This is a genomic window from Trebonia kvetii, from assembly GCF_007827045.1.
Taxonomy (GTDB): domain Bacteria; phylum Actinomycetota; class Actinomycetes; order Streptosporangiales; family Streptosporangiaceae; genus Trebonia; species Trebonia kvetii.
In genome coordinates, this window is record NZ_RPFW01000009.1 from 91,942 (window position 1) to 107,751 (window position 15,810).

Here is a 15,810-nt window from a genome sequence, read left to right on the forward strand (position 1 = left end):
TCGCCGCGCTGCGGCCGTGTTTCTCGCGTTACGCCATTCTGGTGCGCCGCGCGGCGGATGGAGGCCTTCTCCTGCGGGATCGGGCTAAGCGCGCGACCGGTTAGAGGCAGATGCCGAGTATGCAGTTCGACCGGGAAGCGGATGGGACCGCGGACGGCGAGGTGCTCGGCGTGCCGGACGCCGACGGCGTGTCGGGTGGGCTGGTCGAGTGGGTGCCTGGCGAACTCGGGCTCGGGGTCGGGCTGCCGCTTGGGCGCGCGGTCGCACTGGGGGAGGGGGACGCGGACTTGCCGCCCTTGCCGTGCTTGGCGCGGCCGCTCGGCGTCCCTGACGTCGTGGCGGACGGTGCGATCACGCCGCCAGGTGCTGACGCGCTCCTGGAGCCGCGGGCGGGCGCGGTGCGGTGGGCCGCCGAGGCGGTCCCGACCGCCGGGCTGGCAGGCGGCCGCTTCGCCCCGGGCGCGCCGAGCACGCCGGAGACGAGCAGGCCCGTCAGGCCGGCGATGGCCAGCAGGATCACGCCGGCGCCGAGGATCGCCGCCGCGCGCCGCTGGCGGCGCCGCGCCACGGCGTCCACGTCGCTGCCCGCCGGGTCGGCAGCGCCGTCAAGGAGCAGGCCGCCGGTCGGATCGGGCGGGAACGGCGGAGTGGTCCGCTCGCCGGCGAGCGCGGTGTGGCCGTGCAGGCCACCTGCGCTCGCGATGGTGACCGCCGTCTGGCCGCCGCTGGCGGCCACGGGAGTGCCCAGGTCCCAGACGACAGGCTCGCCCCGGTTCCAGCTGGCCGGCGCGGCGGGGCCCGGCTCATACAGGCGCGGCCCGGTGGGCCCGGACACGAGGGCGTTGCCCTCGGCGATGGAGTCGCGCAGCCGTGAGGCGAGCCCGGCCAGCTCCCGCGCGTCGCGGAGCCGGCGCCCAGGGTCCTTGGCGGTCAGCCCAGCGACCAGGGCGTCGAGCTCGGGAGGGACGTTGGCGGGCAGCGGCGGCAGCGGCAGGTAGAGGTGGCTCGCCATCACCTCGGCCGGGGTCCCGTCGTAGGGTGGCATCCCGGTCAGGCACTCGTGCAGCACGATGCCCAGGGAGTACAGGTCGCTCGCCGGCGTTCCAGGCCCGCCGGCGATCCGCTCTGGTGCCAGGTACTGTGACGTGCCCATGACCAGCGCCGGATCGGTCACCGGCGTCTGCCCGACCGCGTGCGCGATGCCGAAGTCGGTGACCTTGACCCGCCCCTCCGGGCCGATCAGGATGTTGCCCGGCTTGACGTCGCGGTGTACAAGCCCCGCCCGGTGCGCGGCCGACAGCCCGTCCGCTGCCTGCGCTACCACGTCGAGCGCGAACACGGCATCCGCCGGGCCATCGAGGAGAAGGTCGGCGAGGGAGGGACCGTCGACGAACTCCATCACCAGGTACGGGGATCCGCTGGGCCCGGCGTGGCCGAAGTCGTAGACCTGGGCGACGCGCGGATGACTCAGCGCGCCCGCGTGCCTAGCCTCCTTGCGGAACCGCTCCAGCGTGTCCGGGTGGTCGGCGTACTCGGGCCGCAGCACCTTGACCGCTACCGGCCGTTCGAGCAGCAGGTCGGTCGCCCGCCACACCTGGCCGACGCCCCCGGCCGCGATCTGCTCGTCCAGGCGGTAGCGATCGTCGAAAATTAGGCCAGATCCCGTCACAACCATGTCACCCTACCCGGGGGTCTCCGCTGAGACTCCGCCATCGGCTAAAGGTAGGTATGTTTAGGTATGCGCAGTCTCACGCTGCGTGCTGCTGCACCAGCCGGCCGAGTGCGGGCAAGGCGACCTTCACATGCTTGACGGCGCTCGGCCTGACCGTGTTGTAGGCCTTGACGATCGTCGCCCGGTGTGAGAACTTGCGCCGCTCGTCGGTGATCCCGAGCAACGCCTCGGCCACCTCGTCCTCGCGGCTGGCGAGATACGCGCCGAAGTCCCCGGCTTCGGCGCCCGACTTCGTCGCGAACGCCGTCCACCATGGCTGGAGAGCGTCCGCCACGTCGGGGAGCAGGCTCTCGATCATGACCCGGATGTGGCCCGCGTCGAAGGTCCGCACCGTCCGGTAGGCGAGCCTGACGGCGGCGCCGGTGACACCGGACATCTCCGCGACCTCGCGGTCAACCAGCGCCTCACAGTCGGCGGCGACCCGAGGCTGGGCGTCGGGCGCGAGCAGCGTGTCCCTGAGCACGGTGTTTCTCAGCACTATGCCCGGGGCGGCCGCGGGATACGGGCGCTGGTCCCCTCCGACGATGGCTGCCATGCCGGCTCGCTCTCTTTCTGTCGCTTTTCGGCGCTACGGTATCGGGCGCAGGGCCGCTTTCGCCGGAATGTGCCGATATGTTAGGTACTGCCCGCAGGGGGACGGGGTTCCTGTGCGGAGTCAGCACCAACCGTTCTGTATCAATCCTTTTGTCATCGTCATCGCGGCGGAATGACCGGGGCGGGGGTTTCGCGTGCCAGAACAATTGCGGTCGACCGACCCGCGGGTCATCGGGCCCTACCGGCTGACCGGGCGGCTCGGCAGCGGCGGAATGGGTGACGTCTTCCTCGGCCGTTCGGCGGGCGGGCGGCTTGTCGCGGTCAAGGTGATCCGCCCCGAGCTCGCCGAGGACCCGGAGTTCCGTACCAGGTTCAGGAACGAGGTGGACGCGGCCCGTCGCGTCAACGGCCTGTACACGGCGCCGGTGGCGGACGCGGACGTGGACGGGGCTGTCCCCTGGCTGGCCACCGCCTACGTCGCGGGGCCGTCGCTCGCCGCGGCGGTCGAGAGTCACGGACCACTCCCCGCACGGTCGGTGCTCGCGCTCGCCGCGGGCCTCGCCGAGGGGCTCGGCGCCGTGCACGCCGCGGGCCTGGTGCACCGGGACATCAAGCCGTCGAACGTGCTGCTCGCCGCCGACGGGCCGCGGGTGATCGACTTCGGCATCGCCAGGGGGACGCAGAACACGGTGCTCACGCTGGCCGACCGGATCGTCGGGTCGCCCGACTTCATGTCACCCGAGCAGGCCATCGGCCGGGACATCGGCCCGGCGAGCGACATGTTCAGCCTGGGCGGCGTGCTCGTCTTCGCCGCCACCGGCCTGCCGCCGTTCTACGGTGGGATGACCACGATGGTGCTTGAGCGCATCGTGACGCAGAGCCCTGACCTGTCGCGGGTGCCCGCCGAGCTGCGGCCGCTCATCGAGTGGTGCATGCGCAAGGAGCCCGCGGAGCGGGCTGCGCCGCGAGACCTGCTCGCGCAGCTCGATGACGCCAGGCTCTGGGACGACTGGCTGCCCGAGTCGCTGCTCGCCGGCCTTCCAGGTGGCCGGGTCAGCGCGATCACGCCGGCGGAGCCGCGGCACGACACGCGCACCTCGGAGTCGCCCGCGGCGGGACTGACCCCCGTCGGGCGGCAAGGTCGGGGCGCGGACGGCGCGGACGGCGCGGTGAGGGCGGCGGCGGCCAGACCAGGCGGCGGCCGGGACGGGGCAGCGGCGTCGCGCGCGGCGCCGGCTCGCGGTGCCGCCAGGCGGGGTCCGCGCCTGAGCAGGACGATGACGGTTTCCGCGGCCGTGGCGGTCCTCGCGGCGGCGGGCGTCGGACTGTGGCTCGCCCTCGGCGGCAGCCTGCACACGGCGGCGCCGAAGGCGTCGGGTTCGGCCTCGCCCTCAGCCAGCCCGGCGGCGGTCAGGGCGCCGTACCGGGCCGTCGCCGTCGGGGTCGCCGAGCGCACGTGCTCGGCCATCCCTCACTCCGCCAACGGCCGGGCGGCGAACATCACATTCACCGACAGGACCACGACCAGGCTGCTTGTGTACTGGCTGGACTATCGCGGCAAGCGGCAACTGCTCGTTACCCTCGGCCCCGGTGACTCCCGGCAGGTCAAGGGAAATGTCGGCGACGCGTGGCAGGTCGCTGACTCCCGCGGCTGCGTCGCCGGCTTCATCTCGACGGGAACGGGGCACGTCACTCTCGAGGCGACCGCGACCGGCTGAACGGCGCCGCGGCGTGTCCCCGTCGCCCGGTTCGCGGCCCCACCTGCCGCATAGACCGGCAGCGCATGAGGCTATAGTCGGCCCGCTGCCACAGTGCGCCGGAGTCGGCCGGCTGCGCGCGGCGGGAACGTAGCTGATCACCGACCGAGAGGGCTGAGCCATGCGCTATGCGTCCACCTTCGACAAGACCGGCGCGCCGGTCGTCGCCGAGCTCCAGGGTGACCTGCTCGTCCCCCTCGCCGGCCTGACCGAGCTCGGCGACGCCACCACCGCGCAGGTGCTCGCGGCCGCCGAGCGGCGCACCGCCGACGCGTTCTCCGCCGCCGACGCGGAGCTGCGGCCCGTGGTGCCGAACCCAGCCCGGGTGTTCTGCGTCGGCCTGAACTACAAGGCGCACATCGAGGAGACCGGGCGCAGCGACTCCGATTACCCGGTGCTGTTCCCCAAGTTCGCGAGCAGCCTGACCGGTCCGTTCAGCGCGGTGGAGCTGCCGTCCGAGTCCGCCCAGGTCGACTACGAGGGTGAGCTCACCGTGGTGATCGGCACGCCGGGACGTCGCATCGCCGAGGCGGACGCGCTCGACCACGTGCTCGGCTACACCGTCGCCAACGACGTGTCCATGCGCGACTACCAGTACAAGACGCACCAGTGGATGCAGGGCAAGGCCTGGGACGCGTGCACGCCGGTCGGCCCGTACCTGGTCACCCCCGACGAGGTGGACATCACCGCGCAGTCCATCTCCACCACCGTCAACGGGCTGAAGGTCCAGGACTCGACCATCGACCTGCTGATCTTCCCGATCCCAAGGCTCATCGCCACGATCTCCGAGTTCACCGCGCTGCGGACCGGCGACCTGATCCTCACCGGCACGCCGTCCGGCGTGGGGGCCCGCCGCACCCCGCCGCTGTTCCTGAAGTCGGGCGACGTGGTCACCGTCGAGGTGACCGGCGTCGGCTCGCTGCGCAACACCATCGCCTGACGCGGGACACGGACATGACGCAAGAGACACCGGCCGGCGAGGCGCCGCCGTTCGAGAACTTGCCGTCGCGGCTCGAGCTGATCTCCCCGGCAGACCTGGACGACGCTCAGCGCGAGGTTTACGCGGGGATCACCGGCGGTCCGCGGGCCAGCCAGGCGGGGACCGTGCCGATCGTCGACTCCGGCGGCCGGCTTGTCGGCCCGTTCGCCGTCATGCTGCTCACCCCGGAGGTCGGCAACGCGATGCAGCGGGTCGGCGCCACGATCCGCTTCAGCGCGCTGCTGTCCGGGCGGGAGCGCGAACTCGGCATCCTCAGCGTGGCGGGCGAGCTGCGCAGCGACTTCGAACGGCTGGCCCACGAGCCCGCCGCCCGCAAGCTCGGCCTCAGCCAGGCGCAGGTGAACGAGGTCCTGACCGGCCGGGTCCCCGACGGCCTCAGCGAGGACGAGGCACTGGTCTGCCGCCTCGCCAGGGCCATGGCCGCCGAGCGGACCCTGACCGACGACGACTACGCGGCAGGCCTCGCCGGGCTCGGCAGGGAACGCCTCGCGGAACTCACCTGGCTGGTGGGCTACTACGCGGCACTCGCCCTGTCCCTGGCGGTGTTCCGGCCGGTGCTGCCCGCGTCGATCGTGAGCGCCTACGCCGCCGGCACCCGCGATCCGGGCGGCAAGCTCCCCACCGAGGGCTGAGCCGCGCTGCTGAGAGCAGAGCGCGCGTCCCTGACGCCCGGACCGGTGCGAGGATGACAGCATGATCGACAGCGTCGCGGTCCTCGCCGACATCCACGGTGTGCTGCCGGTTCTCGACGCGGTCCTCGCGCTGCCCGAGGTCCGGGCGGCCGACAGGATCGTGGTCTGCGGCGACCACGCCGCGGGGCCGCAGCCGACGGAGGTGCTCGACCGGCTCAGCAGCCTGGACAACGTCGTGCTTGTGCGCGGCAACGCAGACCGCGACCTGGTGGCCATGGCACGGGGCGAGTACCCGGCGGAGGAGGCCTACCCCGTCGACGCCTGGGCCGCGGCGCAACTGGCACCCGAGCATGTCGGGCTGCTCGCGGACCTGCCGCACCCGGTCATCCTCGACGTCCGCGGCTTCGGCCCGGTGGCCTTCTGCCACGGCACGCCGCGCGATGACAACGAGGTGGTGCTCGTCGACACCCGCCTCGACCGCTGGGCCGAGGCCCTCGCTGGCCTGCCCGACGAGGTACGGACCGTGGTGTGCGGGCACACCCACATGCCGTTCACCCGCCTGGCCGATCGCCGTCTCGTCGTCAACCCCGGCAGCGTCGGCATGCCCTACGGCCGCCCTGGCGGCCACTACGCACTGCTCCGCGACGGCGCCGTCACCCTCGCCAGGGTGGAGATCGACGTCGCGGCCGCCATCGCCGCCGTCATCGCCGACTCGGCCTACCCGGACCGCGCCGCGTGGGCGGATGAGTACCTCAACGCGCGAGCGAGCGACGCGGATGCGATCGCCGCGTTCGGCCCGCGCGACGGCCGTCGGCCTGTCTGAACGAGGCACTCCCCGGACGGTCGGCGCCGGCTGGCGGCAGCCGGCGCCGGCCTAACGCCAGCCCAGGCACAGCAGCCTCACGCGTTCCGTGTCCAGGCCTCCCACGCGGCCAGCCATGAGGACTCGAGTGCGAGCTGGGACTCGTGCCGCGCCCACATCTCGCCCTGGTCGTGCGGTCGCGGCCGGGACCAGTACGCGGACCAGGCACGCTGGGCGGGCTCGCTGCGCACCGCGTCGCCGAGCATCGCGTGCCGCAGCGTCTCATCGACCGCCGCCGCGCGCAGCCGCTCGTCACCGGAGAACCACGGCGCCTGCTCCGCCAGGTGTCCCAGGTGGTTGATCGCCGAGGCCGCGGAGCGCCATCTGACCGCGGACCGCCGTCTGACCGCGGAGCCCCGTCTGACCGCGCCGCACTCGGGCGGCCCGGCCGCCCGGCGCTGATGAAGTCCGCGAGTGCGCGCAATGCCGCGACTCCCTCGGCGGGTTCGAGTTCCGGTGGCGGGACAGGCGGCTGCCGTCTGCGCTCGGCGATGATCCGCCCGATCTCCGCGGTCCGTCCCTCGATCGCCTCCCGCAGGTCGGCCAGGGTTTCCAGCCGGATGTCTTCCGGTGCGACGTCGCGTCCGACGATCGTCACCGTGACCGCCGCGGGCGCGCCGCCCGCGTCGTCGGGAACCAGGCGTGCGGCCCAGACCGTTCCCTGGCTAACGATGAGGGCATCACCGGCCGGCAGCCGCTCGCGGGTGACAGCCGGCCTGGGCGCCTCGGACGGCGTCGTCGCCTGCCCGGGAGGGAGCGCCGCCGTCCGGGCGGCTTCCTCCCGGAGGGCATGGCGCAGTTCCGCCTCTGGGTCGATGCCGTGCATTCCGGTTGTGGAGATGATCTGCATTCCGCCCGGGGAGTTGAGGCTCGCCGAGATGATCGCGGCTTCCGTCACCGCGGTGGTCACCCGCAGGTAGGGGCCGGTGCTCGCGTCCCGCGGGCCGTAGCCGAGGGTGATCTGCGTCCAGTCGCCGTTGACCTGCTCGGTCCCGTCCAGCGTCACGGGGCGGACCGGCGGCGCCGCGAGACCGTAGATCGGGCAGCCGGGCCGTGGCACCAACTCCGTGACCTGGCGTCTCGCCTGCTCCTCACGGCGCCTGTGCCATTCGAGGCCGTCACCGTCCGGCACCACCCGCATGTGACAAGCATCGCGCCAGCGCCGGGCGCGGGACAAGTCAAGAGAGGGACCATGGAGGAACCGCTAGTGACATCTCCGGCGGCCGCACGCTATCGTGATCTCCACATACTCATTATACAAAGTAGGCGAAGGCATGGAGGTCCTGTGAGCTTCGATGAGCGGTACGCGGCGCACACCCCGAAGTCCGGGGAGCTGTTCGCCCGGGCCGGCCGCGTCATCCCAGGCGGCGCGGGCAGCAGTGCCAGGACGGTGAAGTTCGGCTGGAAGCCCTACCCGCCCTTCATCGCAAGCGGCACAGGATCCCGGATCACCGACGCGGACGGCAACGAGTACGTCGACTACCTGCTCGGGCTCGGGCCGATGATCCTCGGGCACAGGCACCCGGTGGTCACCGCGGCGGTCACGAAAGCGATCAGCGACTTCGGGACGTGCCCCGGCCTGCCGTACGAGCTGGAGATCGAGGCCGCGGCGAAGGTGGTCGAGGCGGTGCCGGGCATCGAGATGGTCCGCTTCTCCAACTCGGGCAGCGAGGTGGTCGGCAGCGCCGTCCGGCTCGCCCGCGCCTACACGGGGCGCCGGCTCATCATCAGGTTCGAGGGTCACTATCACGGCTGGCAGGACACGGTCTACTGGAGCAACCACGTGGACCCGGCCGAGGCGGGCCCGGCCGACGCGCCGCGGCCGGTCGCGGCCGGGCCAGGGGTTCCACTCGAACTGACCGACACGCTGATCGTGCTCACCTGGAACGACCCGGACAGCTTCCGGCGCGTCATGGCCGAACGCGGACACGACGTCGCGGCGGTCATCACCGAGGCCGCCGTCTTCAACACCGGCTGCATCCTGCCGGAACCCGGCTATCTGGAACTGCTGCGCGAGGAAACGAGCAAGGCGGGCGCACTGCTGATCTTCGATGAGGTGATTACCGGGTTCCGGTTCTGCCGCGGCGGCGCCCAGGAGTGGTTCGGCGTCACGCCCGACCTCACCACGCTCGCCAAGGGCCTGGGCGGCGGGTTCCCCGTCGCCGCGATCGGCGGCAGCAAGGACGTGATGGGGATGATCGCCGAGGGGCGCTACTCCCACTCGGGCACCTATAACGCCAACGTCGTGGCCTGCGCCGCCGTGTCGGCCACCATGGACCTGCTCGCCGAGCCGGGGCTGTACGAGCGGCAGCGGAAGGTCGGCGACCGCCTCGCCGAGGGACTGCGCAAGCTGGCCGCCGACGCCGGCGTCCCGGTGCGCGTGGACGGGCTGGGTACCGTGTTTCAGGTGTGGTTCAGCGATCATCCCATCAAGAATTGGCGTGACGCCGAGCGGTACGCGAACGTGGACCGCTTTACCCGCTGGTACCAGGAGATGTTCCTGCGCGGCGTCCTCTTCCACCCCAGCCAGTACGAGAACCTGTTCGTCTCCCTGGTGCACACCGACGCCGACGTGGACCGGACGCTCGAGGCGGCGGCCGAGGTGTTCCCCGTGCTCGCCGCAGAGGCCGGGTGAGCGGTCATGTCACTGCTCGACCTTGCCTCCGTGCGAGCCGAACGCCAGGCGGCCGCCGCGCAGCCGCGCAAGCGCCTGCGCTACGAGGAGATGATCTCCTTCATCGAGAACCTGGTGGCCGACGGCAACCTCGCGCCCGGTGACCTGCTGCCGACCCAGGGGGAGCTTGCCGAGATGGCGGGCGTCAGCCTGATCACGGTGCGCCGCGCGCTTGAGGAACTGGAGCGGGCGGGCCGGGTCAGGCGGCATCAAGGCGTCGGCACGTTCCTCGCCAAGCCGCGCATCATCAGCGAGCCCGGGCGGTCTGGCGGGCTGCTGTCCACGCTGCGGCAGTCTGAGGAGGAGCCGCCGCGCGTCGGCACCCGGCTGCTCAAGCTGGTCCGCGGCGCCCCGTCGCCCGTGCTGCGCGACGCCCTGCGACTCGGGCCCGACGATGCCGTCTGGCAGATCACCCGGCAGCGGCTGGTCGACGGCGAGCCGAAGATCCTGGAGACCGCGGTGATACCGGTCGCGCTCGCGCCCACCCTCGACCTGCACAAGGAGGCGCTCACCGGGTCGCTGTACCAGCTGCTCGCCGACCGCTACGGGCTCGAGGACCACGCCGAGGAGCAGTACCTGGAGGTCAGCGCGGCCGACACCGATGAGCGGCGGCTGCTGCGGCTGCCCGCCAGGTCGCAGGTCGTCCGGCTGCGCGGACTCAGCGTGGACGCCAGCGACGTGCCCTTCGACTGCTTCGTGCAGGTCTACCCGGCGCTCGAGTTCGGCTTCTACATCTCCGGCGCCACATCACGGGAACTGCTGCGCGGCCCGGTTACCGACGGCTGGGACGTCACGCCGGAACCCGCACCCCAGCGCCGGACGGCAGAGCGGTCCCGGGCCCGGCGGCCCGGCCCGCCGGCCGGCGGAGCCTGACATCGACGCGGTCTACGCCGGGCTCGATCTCGGCACCTCTGGCTGCAAGGGCACGGTCGTGACGGCGGACGGCACGGTGCTCGCGAGGGCTCGCGCGGGTTACCAGACTCACCGGCCAGAGCCCGGCGCGGCCGAGCAGGATCCGGCGCACTGGCTGAACGCCGTCGGCGAGGTGACCGCCAGCCTCGCCGATCAAATCGATCCCGAACGGTGGAGGGGAATCGGTCTGTCCGCCATGATCCCGACACTGGTGCTGGCCGACGCGGCGGGCGCCCCGGTCGGCCCGGCGATCACCTGGGAAGACGGGCGGGCGGAAGAGTTCGGCACGGCGCTGCGCGAGGGCTTCGGCCCGGACGCGCTATACCGGCGGACCGGGCAGTGGGTGGACGGGCGGTACCTGGTCCCGATGGCGCGGCGGCTGTTCGCCGTCTCCCCTGAGCTGAAGGCCCGGGCTAGTCACCTGCTCGGCGCCAAGGACTACCTGTTCGGCGCCCTCACCGGCGAGTACCTGACCGACCCGTCGACGGCCACCGGCTTCGGCTGCTACGACCTGGCCGCGGACAGCTGGCTGGACGGCGTCGCCGACGGGCTGCCCGCACTGCCCGGCATCGCACCGTCGCAGGCATGGCGACCGCTGCTGGCCGGCGCGGTCCCCGCCGTGGCGGCGGGACTGCCGCCGGGCATCCCGGTCTGCGTCGGCGGCGCCGATTCCGTGCTCGGCGCGCTCGGCCTCGGCATCACCGAGCCGGGCCAGGTCGCCTACATCGCGGGGACGAGCAACGTCATCCTTGGGCTGAGCGACACCGCGGCCGCCGATCCGGCGCACCGCTACCTGATCACCCCGATGCCGGTGCTCGGCGGCTGGGGCCTGGAGATGGACCTGCTCGCCACCGGCAGCGCGCACGGCTGGCTGGCCGGGCTGCTCACCGGCGGGGACCAGGACGCGCTCGCCAGGCTCGCCGCCGGCGTCGACCCGGAGGACGCGCCCAGCTTCCTGCCCTACCTGCTGCCCGGCGAGCAGGGTGCCCGCTGGGACCCCGACCTCGCCGGGACGCTCACCGGGCTGCACCTCGGCCACGGGCCCGGTCACCTGGCCCGCGGCCTGCAGACCGGGATCGTGGCGGAGAGCAGGCACTGCCTCACGGTCCTTCAGCAGGCAAGCGGCGTGGCGGGCGGAGTGTTCCTCGCAGGCGGCGGCGCGACCGCCTCCTCGCTCGCCGTCGACCTGGCCGACGCCACCGGCCGGCCGGTCAGCCCGCCCGACCCGGAGCGCGTCGACTGCTCGGCGATCGGCGCCGCGATGGTGGCGGCGGCCGGAGTCGACGGCGCGGCGCTGCCCGCGCCCCCGTCCGCCGCCCGCGGTGCCGTCCTGCCCGACCCGGCACACGCCGCTCGGTGGGACCGGCTCGCCTGCCGCCACGAGGCGACCCTGGCCGCCGCCGCCCCGCTCTACCACCGGGGCGCCCTGCCACCGGACCACCCTGGCGGCAGCCACGCGGTGACCAGCCATGACGAGCGATGAAAGGGGACATGCGATGTCACCAGGCGCGCTGATGACCGCGGAGATCGCCGAACAGCCGGCGGTGCTCGGCCGGCTCGCCGGCCGCCACGCCGAGTTCCTTGACCAGATCCGCGCGGCGCTGCCGGAGCCGCTAGCAGGGACGGCGCTGCTCGCCCGCGGCTCATCGGACAACGTCGCGGTCTACGGCCGCTACCTGATCGAACTGACTTCCCGCCGGCCCGCCGGGCTCGCCGCCCCCAGCCTGCACACCAGGTACGGCGCGGACGCCGACTACGGCGGCTACCTGGTCGTGGCGCTCAGCCAGTCGGGCGCCACCCCGGAGATCGTGCAGGCCGCCTCCGCCATGCGCCGCTCCGGTGCCGTCGTCGTCGCCATCACCAACGAGCCGGACAGCCCGCTGGCCCGGGCGTGCCAGGTCACCTTGCCCACCGGCGCGGGTCCCGAGCTCGCCGTCCCCGCCACCAAGACCGTCACCGCCCAGATGCTGGCGATCGTCGCGGTCGCCGCCGCCTTCGACCCCGGCGTCGTCTCGGCAGCGGACCTGGCCGCGCTCCCCGCTGCGGTCGAGCGGGTGGTGGCCGACGATGCTCCGGCCCGCGCGCTCGCATCGCGCTGGGAACGGGCAGGGCGGCTGGTGGTCACCGGGCGCGGCATGGCGTACGCCGCTGCGCTTGAGACCGCGCTCAAGATCAAGGAGTCGGCCCGGGTGCACGCCGAGGGCCTGTCCTCGGCCGACCTGCTGCACGGCCCGATCGCCGCGCTCGACGACGGCCTCCCGGTGCTGATCGTGGCCGGCGGCGAGCGGTTGGCGGCGGACGAGGCGGAACTCGCGGCGAGGCTCGCGCGGATCGGCGTGCCGGCCGCGACCTGCGGTCCCGCCCCCGGCGCCGACCTGCCGCTGCCGGAAGCGGGCGAGATTCTGCTGCCCGTCCTTGCCACGGTCCGCGGTCAGCAGCTCGCCCTGGCCGCGGCGCTGCGCCGCGGCCTCGATCCGGACGCCCCCGCGGGCCTGGCCAAGGTCACCGCCACCCACTGAGCCGCCACCTGCCGAGCCGCAATCCGCTGACACGCCGCCTGCGACGACACCAACTCCCGCAGAACCCCCGAGGAGCAAGGCACGTGCTTGATCTTTCGCTGTTCCCGCCCTCCGCCCGGGTGGACGGGGAGGACCTGCTGATCGGCGGCTGCTCGCTGCGCGCCATCGCGGAGCGCTTCGGCACGCCCGCCTTCGTCGTCGACGAGGGATCGCTGCGCGAGCGCGCCCGCGAGTATCGCACCGCGATGACCAGCAGGTATCCGCGCGCCGCGGTGTGCTTCGCGGTGAAGTCGTTTCCCTCCGTCTCGATGATCCGGGTGCTGGTGAGCGAGGGTCTCGGCTGCGACGTGGTCGGCGCGGGCGAACTGCGGATGGCGCTCGCCGCGGGCGCGGATCCGGCAACGGTCGTGATGCACGGCAACGCCAAGTCCAACGCCGACATCGCGGCGGCGCTCGACGCCGGAATCGGCTACATCGTCGTGGACGGCTTCGACGACATCGACCGCATCGAACGGCTGGCTGGCCCAGGGGCGGCGGTCCCTGTCCTGCTGCGGGTGAGCCCCGGCATCGACGCGCACACCCACCAGGCGATGGCCACCGGCGGTTCCGCCTCCAAGTTCGGCGTGTCCGTCGACCAGGCGCCAGCCGCGATCAGCCGGATCCGCGCCGGCGGGGTCGCCGACCTGCGCGGACTGCACGCGCACATCGGCTCGCAGATCACCAGCCTTGCCCAGTTCGAGGCCGAGGTGGCGGCGCTCGCCGCGCTCGGTGAGCGCTTCGATGTCTACAACCTCGGCGGCGGTCTCGGCGTCCGCTACGAGAAAGCGGATACCACGCCAACCATCGCCGAGTACGCGCAGGCCCTGGTCGACGCCGTCCGCCGGCACCTGGGCGGCGGCGTTGAGGTCATCGTGGAGCCGGGACGGTCGCTCGTCGCGCCGATGGCGGTCACCGTCTACCGGGTGGTGACGGTCAAGCGGAACGCGCGCACGCACGTCGCCGTCGACGGGGGGATGGGCGACAACCTGGAGCACTCGCTGTACGGTCAGTGCTTCTCGCCCGCGGTGATCGGACGGTGGGACGGGCCGGCGCAGCTCGCGGACCTGGTCGGACGGCATTGCGAATCAGGCGACGTGATCACGCCCGACGTGCCGCTCGCCGACCCCCGGATCGGCGACCTGATCGCGGTGCCGGTGACCGGCGCCTACTGCTTCACGATGGGCAACAACTACAACGCCGCGTTGCGTCCGCCGGTGATCTACTGCGCCGACGGCGCGGCGCGGCTCGGCGTCCGCCGGGAGACGCTCGATGATCTGCTGGCGCGGGAGATGCCGGTTAACGGCGCGTAACCCGATTTTAATCGGCAGCCATTGACAAATGAGACATTATCTACTGCATACTCTGTATACAAACTAACTTCGCCTTGGCACTTCCGCCTCCACAGGCAGAACGTCACCGAAATAGCCGGAACCGTGCAGCGCTCGGTTCCCGACGACCAGCAGAGGAGACCGGAAGGATGCCTGCCCTATCCAGCCGCCGCGACTTTCTCCGGCGCACCGGACTCGTCGCCCTGGCCGCGCCCCTCGCGGCGACCGCGATCGAGGGGTGCGCCAACGTGGCCGCCACGACGTCCAACAAGGCCAGCCTGCTCCGGGTTGGCTGGACGATCGAGCCGGACAGCATGAACCCGCTGACCGCCTACAGCACGGAAGCGGACGAGATCCTCGCCCTCGTCTACGACAATCTCATGCACTACAGCATCGAGCTGAAGCCGGAGCCAGGCCTGGCGACCTCCTGGACCTACAGCGACGACGGCAAGTCGATCACCTACAAGCTGCGCTCGGGTGTCAGCTGGCACGACGGCAAGCCGTTCACCGCCGCGGACGCGAAGTTCACCTTCGAGACGATCGCCAAGGAGCAGCTCGGCTCCTACGACCAGTGGGTATCCCAGCTCACCAGCGCGCAGGCCCCGGACGACCACACCCTGGTGCTGAACTTCTCCGCGCCGCAGGCGTTCAACCCCGGGCTCGCGGTGCCGATACTGCCGCAGCACATCTGGCAGGGCATGAAGGCGAGCGAGGTGCAGAAGTTCACCAACGCCCACCCGGTCGGCACCGGGCCGTACACCTTCGTCAGCTGGAACAAGGGCCAGTCGGTCACCATCAAGCGCAACGAGCAGTGGTGGGGCACCAAGCCGGCGGCGGAGAAGATCAGCTGGATCCTGTTCGGCAACGAGGACGTGATGGCGCAGAACCTGCGCACCGGCGCGGTGGACATCTGCCCGGAGGTCCCGCCGACGATCTGGGACGGGCTGGCCGGCGCGCAGCACGTCAAGACGGTCGAGATGGAGTCGTTCTCCTTCCACCACATCGGCATCAACGTCTCGGACAATCCCAAGTCCGGCGGCAACCCGCTGCTGAAGGACAGGAACGTGCGGCTGGCCCTCAGCTACGCGGTGGACCGGCAGAAGCTGGTGGACGTCGCGCTCGCCGGGCACGGCATCCCAGGCAGCGTCCTGCTGCCGTCGGGCTTCGGCGCCTGGCACCTGGACATCCCGGCGGCCGAGCAGCTCAACGCCAACCCGGCCAAGGCCGGGCAGGTCCTCGACGCGGCCGGCTACAAGCTGCGCGGCGGCAGCAAGGTGCGCACCAACGCGGCGGGCAAGCCGCTCAGCTTCCGGCTGATCGCCATCGAGTCGACCTCGGTCGATGTCGCCGCCGCGCAGATCTTCCGCGACGCCTGCGCCGCGGTCGGCATCCAGCTGACGCTCACCACGCTCGACGCCAACTCGCTCGGCAACACCGTCTACAACGCCGACGCGCCGAACTGGGACATCTTCGTCTGGGGCTGGGACTCCGGCGTCTACGACCCCGACTACATGCTCGGCATCCCGCTGAGCTCGCAGATCGGCGGTAACAACGACGTCTACTACGCCGACAAGCACTACGACGCGCTCTACGGCCAGCAGGCCGCGGAGATCGACGCGGCCAAGCGGCTGGCCATGGTGCACCAGACGCAGCAGTACTACTACGACGCCGCCTCCTACATCGTCATGTGGTACCAGTCCAAGCTGCAGGCGTACCGGACCGACACCTGGACCGGCTGGACCCCGCTGACCGGCGGCATCATCTTGAACTTCACCAGGGACAACTACCTGAATGCGCGACCGGTCTAGGAAGCGGCCACCG

The 15,810-nt window shown here is 72.1% G+C and carries 13 protein-coding genes; 10 read left to right on the forward strand and 3 right to left on the reverse strand.

What is annotated here, in order from left to right:
* Positions 1–100 precede the first annotated feature (100 nt).
* Complete coding sequence (locus EAS64_RS37195; protein ID WP_145860961.1) at positions 101–1,675, reverse strand: serine/threonine-protein kinase; 1,575 nt, start codon at positions 1,673–1,675, stop codon at positions 101–103.
* Positions 1,676–1,748: 73 nt separating this feature from the next.
* Entirely contained in the window at positions 1,749–2,267 is a 519-nt protein-coding gene (locus EAS64_RS37200; protein ID WP_145860963.1) for a DUF6918 family protein, read from the reverse strand.
* A 193-nt stretch (positions 2,268–2,460) separates the two neighbouring features.
* On the opposite strand from EAS64_RS37200, the gene EAS64_RS44180 reads away from it, so the two are divergent.
* The 4 genes from EAS64_RS44180 to EAS64_RS37220 all read left to right on the forward strand — a co-directional run bounded on the left by EAS64_RS44180 (position 2,461) and on the right by EAS64_RS37220 (position 6,478).
* On the forward strand, positions 2,461–3,984 hold the full coding sequence (locus tag EAS64_RS44180; RefSeq protein ID WP_187366455.1) for a protein kinase domain-containing protein: 1,524 nt from the start codon (positions 2,461–2,463) through the stop codon (positions 3,982–3,984).
* A 160-nt stretch (positions 3,985–4,144) separates the two neighbouring features.
* Positions 4,145–4,963 (forward strand): fumarylacetoacetate hydrolase family protein, encoded by an 819-nt coding sequence (locus EAS64_RS37210; RefSeq protein ID WP_145860965.1) that lies wholly within the window; start codon positions 4,145–4,147, stop codon positions 4,961–4,963.
* 14 nt (positions 4,964–4,977) lie between these two features.
* Entirely contained in the window at positions 4,978–5,655 is a 678-nt protein-coding gene (locus tag EAS64_RS37215) for a carboxymuconolactone decarboxylase family protein (RefSeq protein ID WP_145860967.1), read from the forward strand.
* 61 nt (positions 5,656–5,716) lie between these two features.
* Complete coding sequence (locus tag EAS64_RS37220; RefSeq protein WP_145860969.1) at positions 5,717–6,478, forward strand: metallophosphoesterase family protein; 762 nt, start codon at positions 5,717–5,719, stop codon at positions 6,476–6,478.
* Here the strand turns inward: EAS64_RS37220 and EAS64_RS37225 are convergent.
* A complete protein-coding gene (locus EAS64_RS37225; RefSeq protein ID WP_145860971.1) occupies positions 6,408–7,658 on the reverse strand; it encodes a hypothetical protein in 1,251 nt (416 codons plus the stop codon). The genes EAS64_RS37220 and EAS64_RS37225 overlap by 71 nt on opposite strands.
* Before the next feature lie 144 nt (positions 7,659–7,802).
* Here EAS64_RS37225 and EAS64_RS37230 point away from each other — a divergent pair, with 144 nt between their 5' ends.
* The 6 genes from EAS64_RS37230 (at position 7,803) to EAS64_RS37255 (ending at position 15,797) form a co-directional block, all read left to right on the forward strand.
* The gene (locus EAS64_RS37230; RefSeq protein ID WP_222849891.1) at positions 7,803–9,152 is read left to right on the forward strand and encodes an aspartate aminotransferase family protein; all 1,350 of its coding nucleotides are present in this window, start codon (positions 7,803–7,805) and stop codon (positions 9,150–9,152) included.
* A 6-nt stretch (positions 9,153–9,158) separates the two neighbouring features.
* Positions 9,159–10,064, forward strand: a complete 906-nt coding sequence (locus EAS64_RS46450) for a GntR family transcriptional regulator (RefSeq protein ID WP_145860975.1) — start codon at positions 9,159–9,161, stop codon at positions 10,062–10,064.
* A gap of 1 nt (position 10,065) precedes the next feature.
* Entirely contained in the window at positions 10,066–11,586 is a 1,521-nt protein-coding gene (locus tag EAS64_RS37240) for a xylulokinase (RefSeq protein ID WP_281283383.1), read from the forward strand.
* Positions 11,573–12,622 carry an SIS domain-containing protein gene (locus tag EAS64_RS37245; RefSeq protein WP_222849892.1) on the forward strand — a complete coding sequence of 350 codons (1,050 nt, stop codon included), beginning with the start codon at positions 11,573–11,575 and terminating at the stop codon, positions 12,620–12,622. The genes EAS64_RS37240 and EAS64_RS37245 overlap by 14 nt, the downstream gene beginning before the upstream one ends.
* 83 nt (positions 12,623–12,705) lie before the next feature.
* Positions 12,706–13,971 (forward strand): diaminopimelate decarboxylase, encoded by a 1,266-nt coding sequence (gene lysA / locus EAS64_RS37250; RefSeq protein ID WP_145860978.1) that lies wholly within the window; start codon positions 12,706–12,708, stop codon positions 13,969–13,971.
* A 167-nt stretch (positions 13,972–14,138) separates the two neighbouring features.
* Entirely contained in the window at positions 14,139–15,797 is a 1,659-nt protein-coding gene (locus EAS64_RS37255) for an ABC transporter substrate-binding protein (RefSeq protein ID WP_145860980.1), read from the forward strand.
* Positions 15,798–15,810: the final 13 nt, after the last annotated feature.

Bases quoted from the DNA above. Each gene is read 5' to 3' on its own strand.
- EAS64_RS37255 (WP_145860980.1), top strand. From the start codon at position 14,139: ATGCCTGCCCTATCCAGCCGCCGCGACTTTCTCCGGCGCACCGGACTC.
- EAS64_RS37215 (WP_145860967.1), top strand. From the start codon at position 4,978: ATGACGCAAGAGACACCGGCCGGCGAGGCGCCGCCGTTCGAGAACTTG.
- EAS64_RS37225 (WP_145860971.1), bottom strand. From the start codon at position 7,658: ATGCGGGTGGTGCCGGACGGTGACGGCCTCGAATGGCACAGGCGCCGT.
- EAS64_RS37245 (WP_222849892.1), top strand. From the start codon at position 11,573: ATGACGAGCGATGAAAGGGGACATGCGATGTCACCAGGCGCGCTGATG.
- EAS64_RS37210 (WP_145860965.1), top strand. From the start codon at position 4,145: ATGCGCTATGCGTCCACCTTCGACAAGACCGGCGCGCCGGTCGTCGCC.
- EAS64_RS37200 (WP_145860963.1), bottom strand. From the start codon at position 2,267: ATGGCAGCCATCGTCGGAGGGGACCAGCGCCCGTATCCCGCGGCCGCC.
- EAS64_RS37220 (WP_145860969.1), top strand. From the start codon at position 5,717: ATGATCGACAGCGTCGCGGTCCTCGCCGACATCCACGGTGTGCTGCCG.
- EAS64_RS37195 (WP_145860961.1), bottom strand. From the start codon at position 1,675: ATGGTTGTGACGGGATCTGGCCTAATTTTCGACGATCGCTACCGCCTG.
- EAS64_RS46450 (WP_145860975.1), top strand. From the start codon at position 9,159: ATGTCACTGCTCGACCTTGCCTCCGTGCGAGCCGAACGCCAGGCGGCC.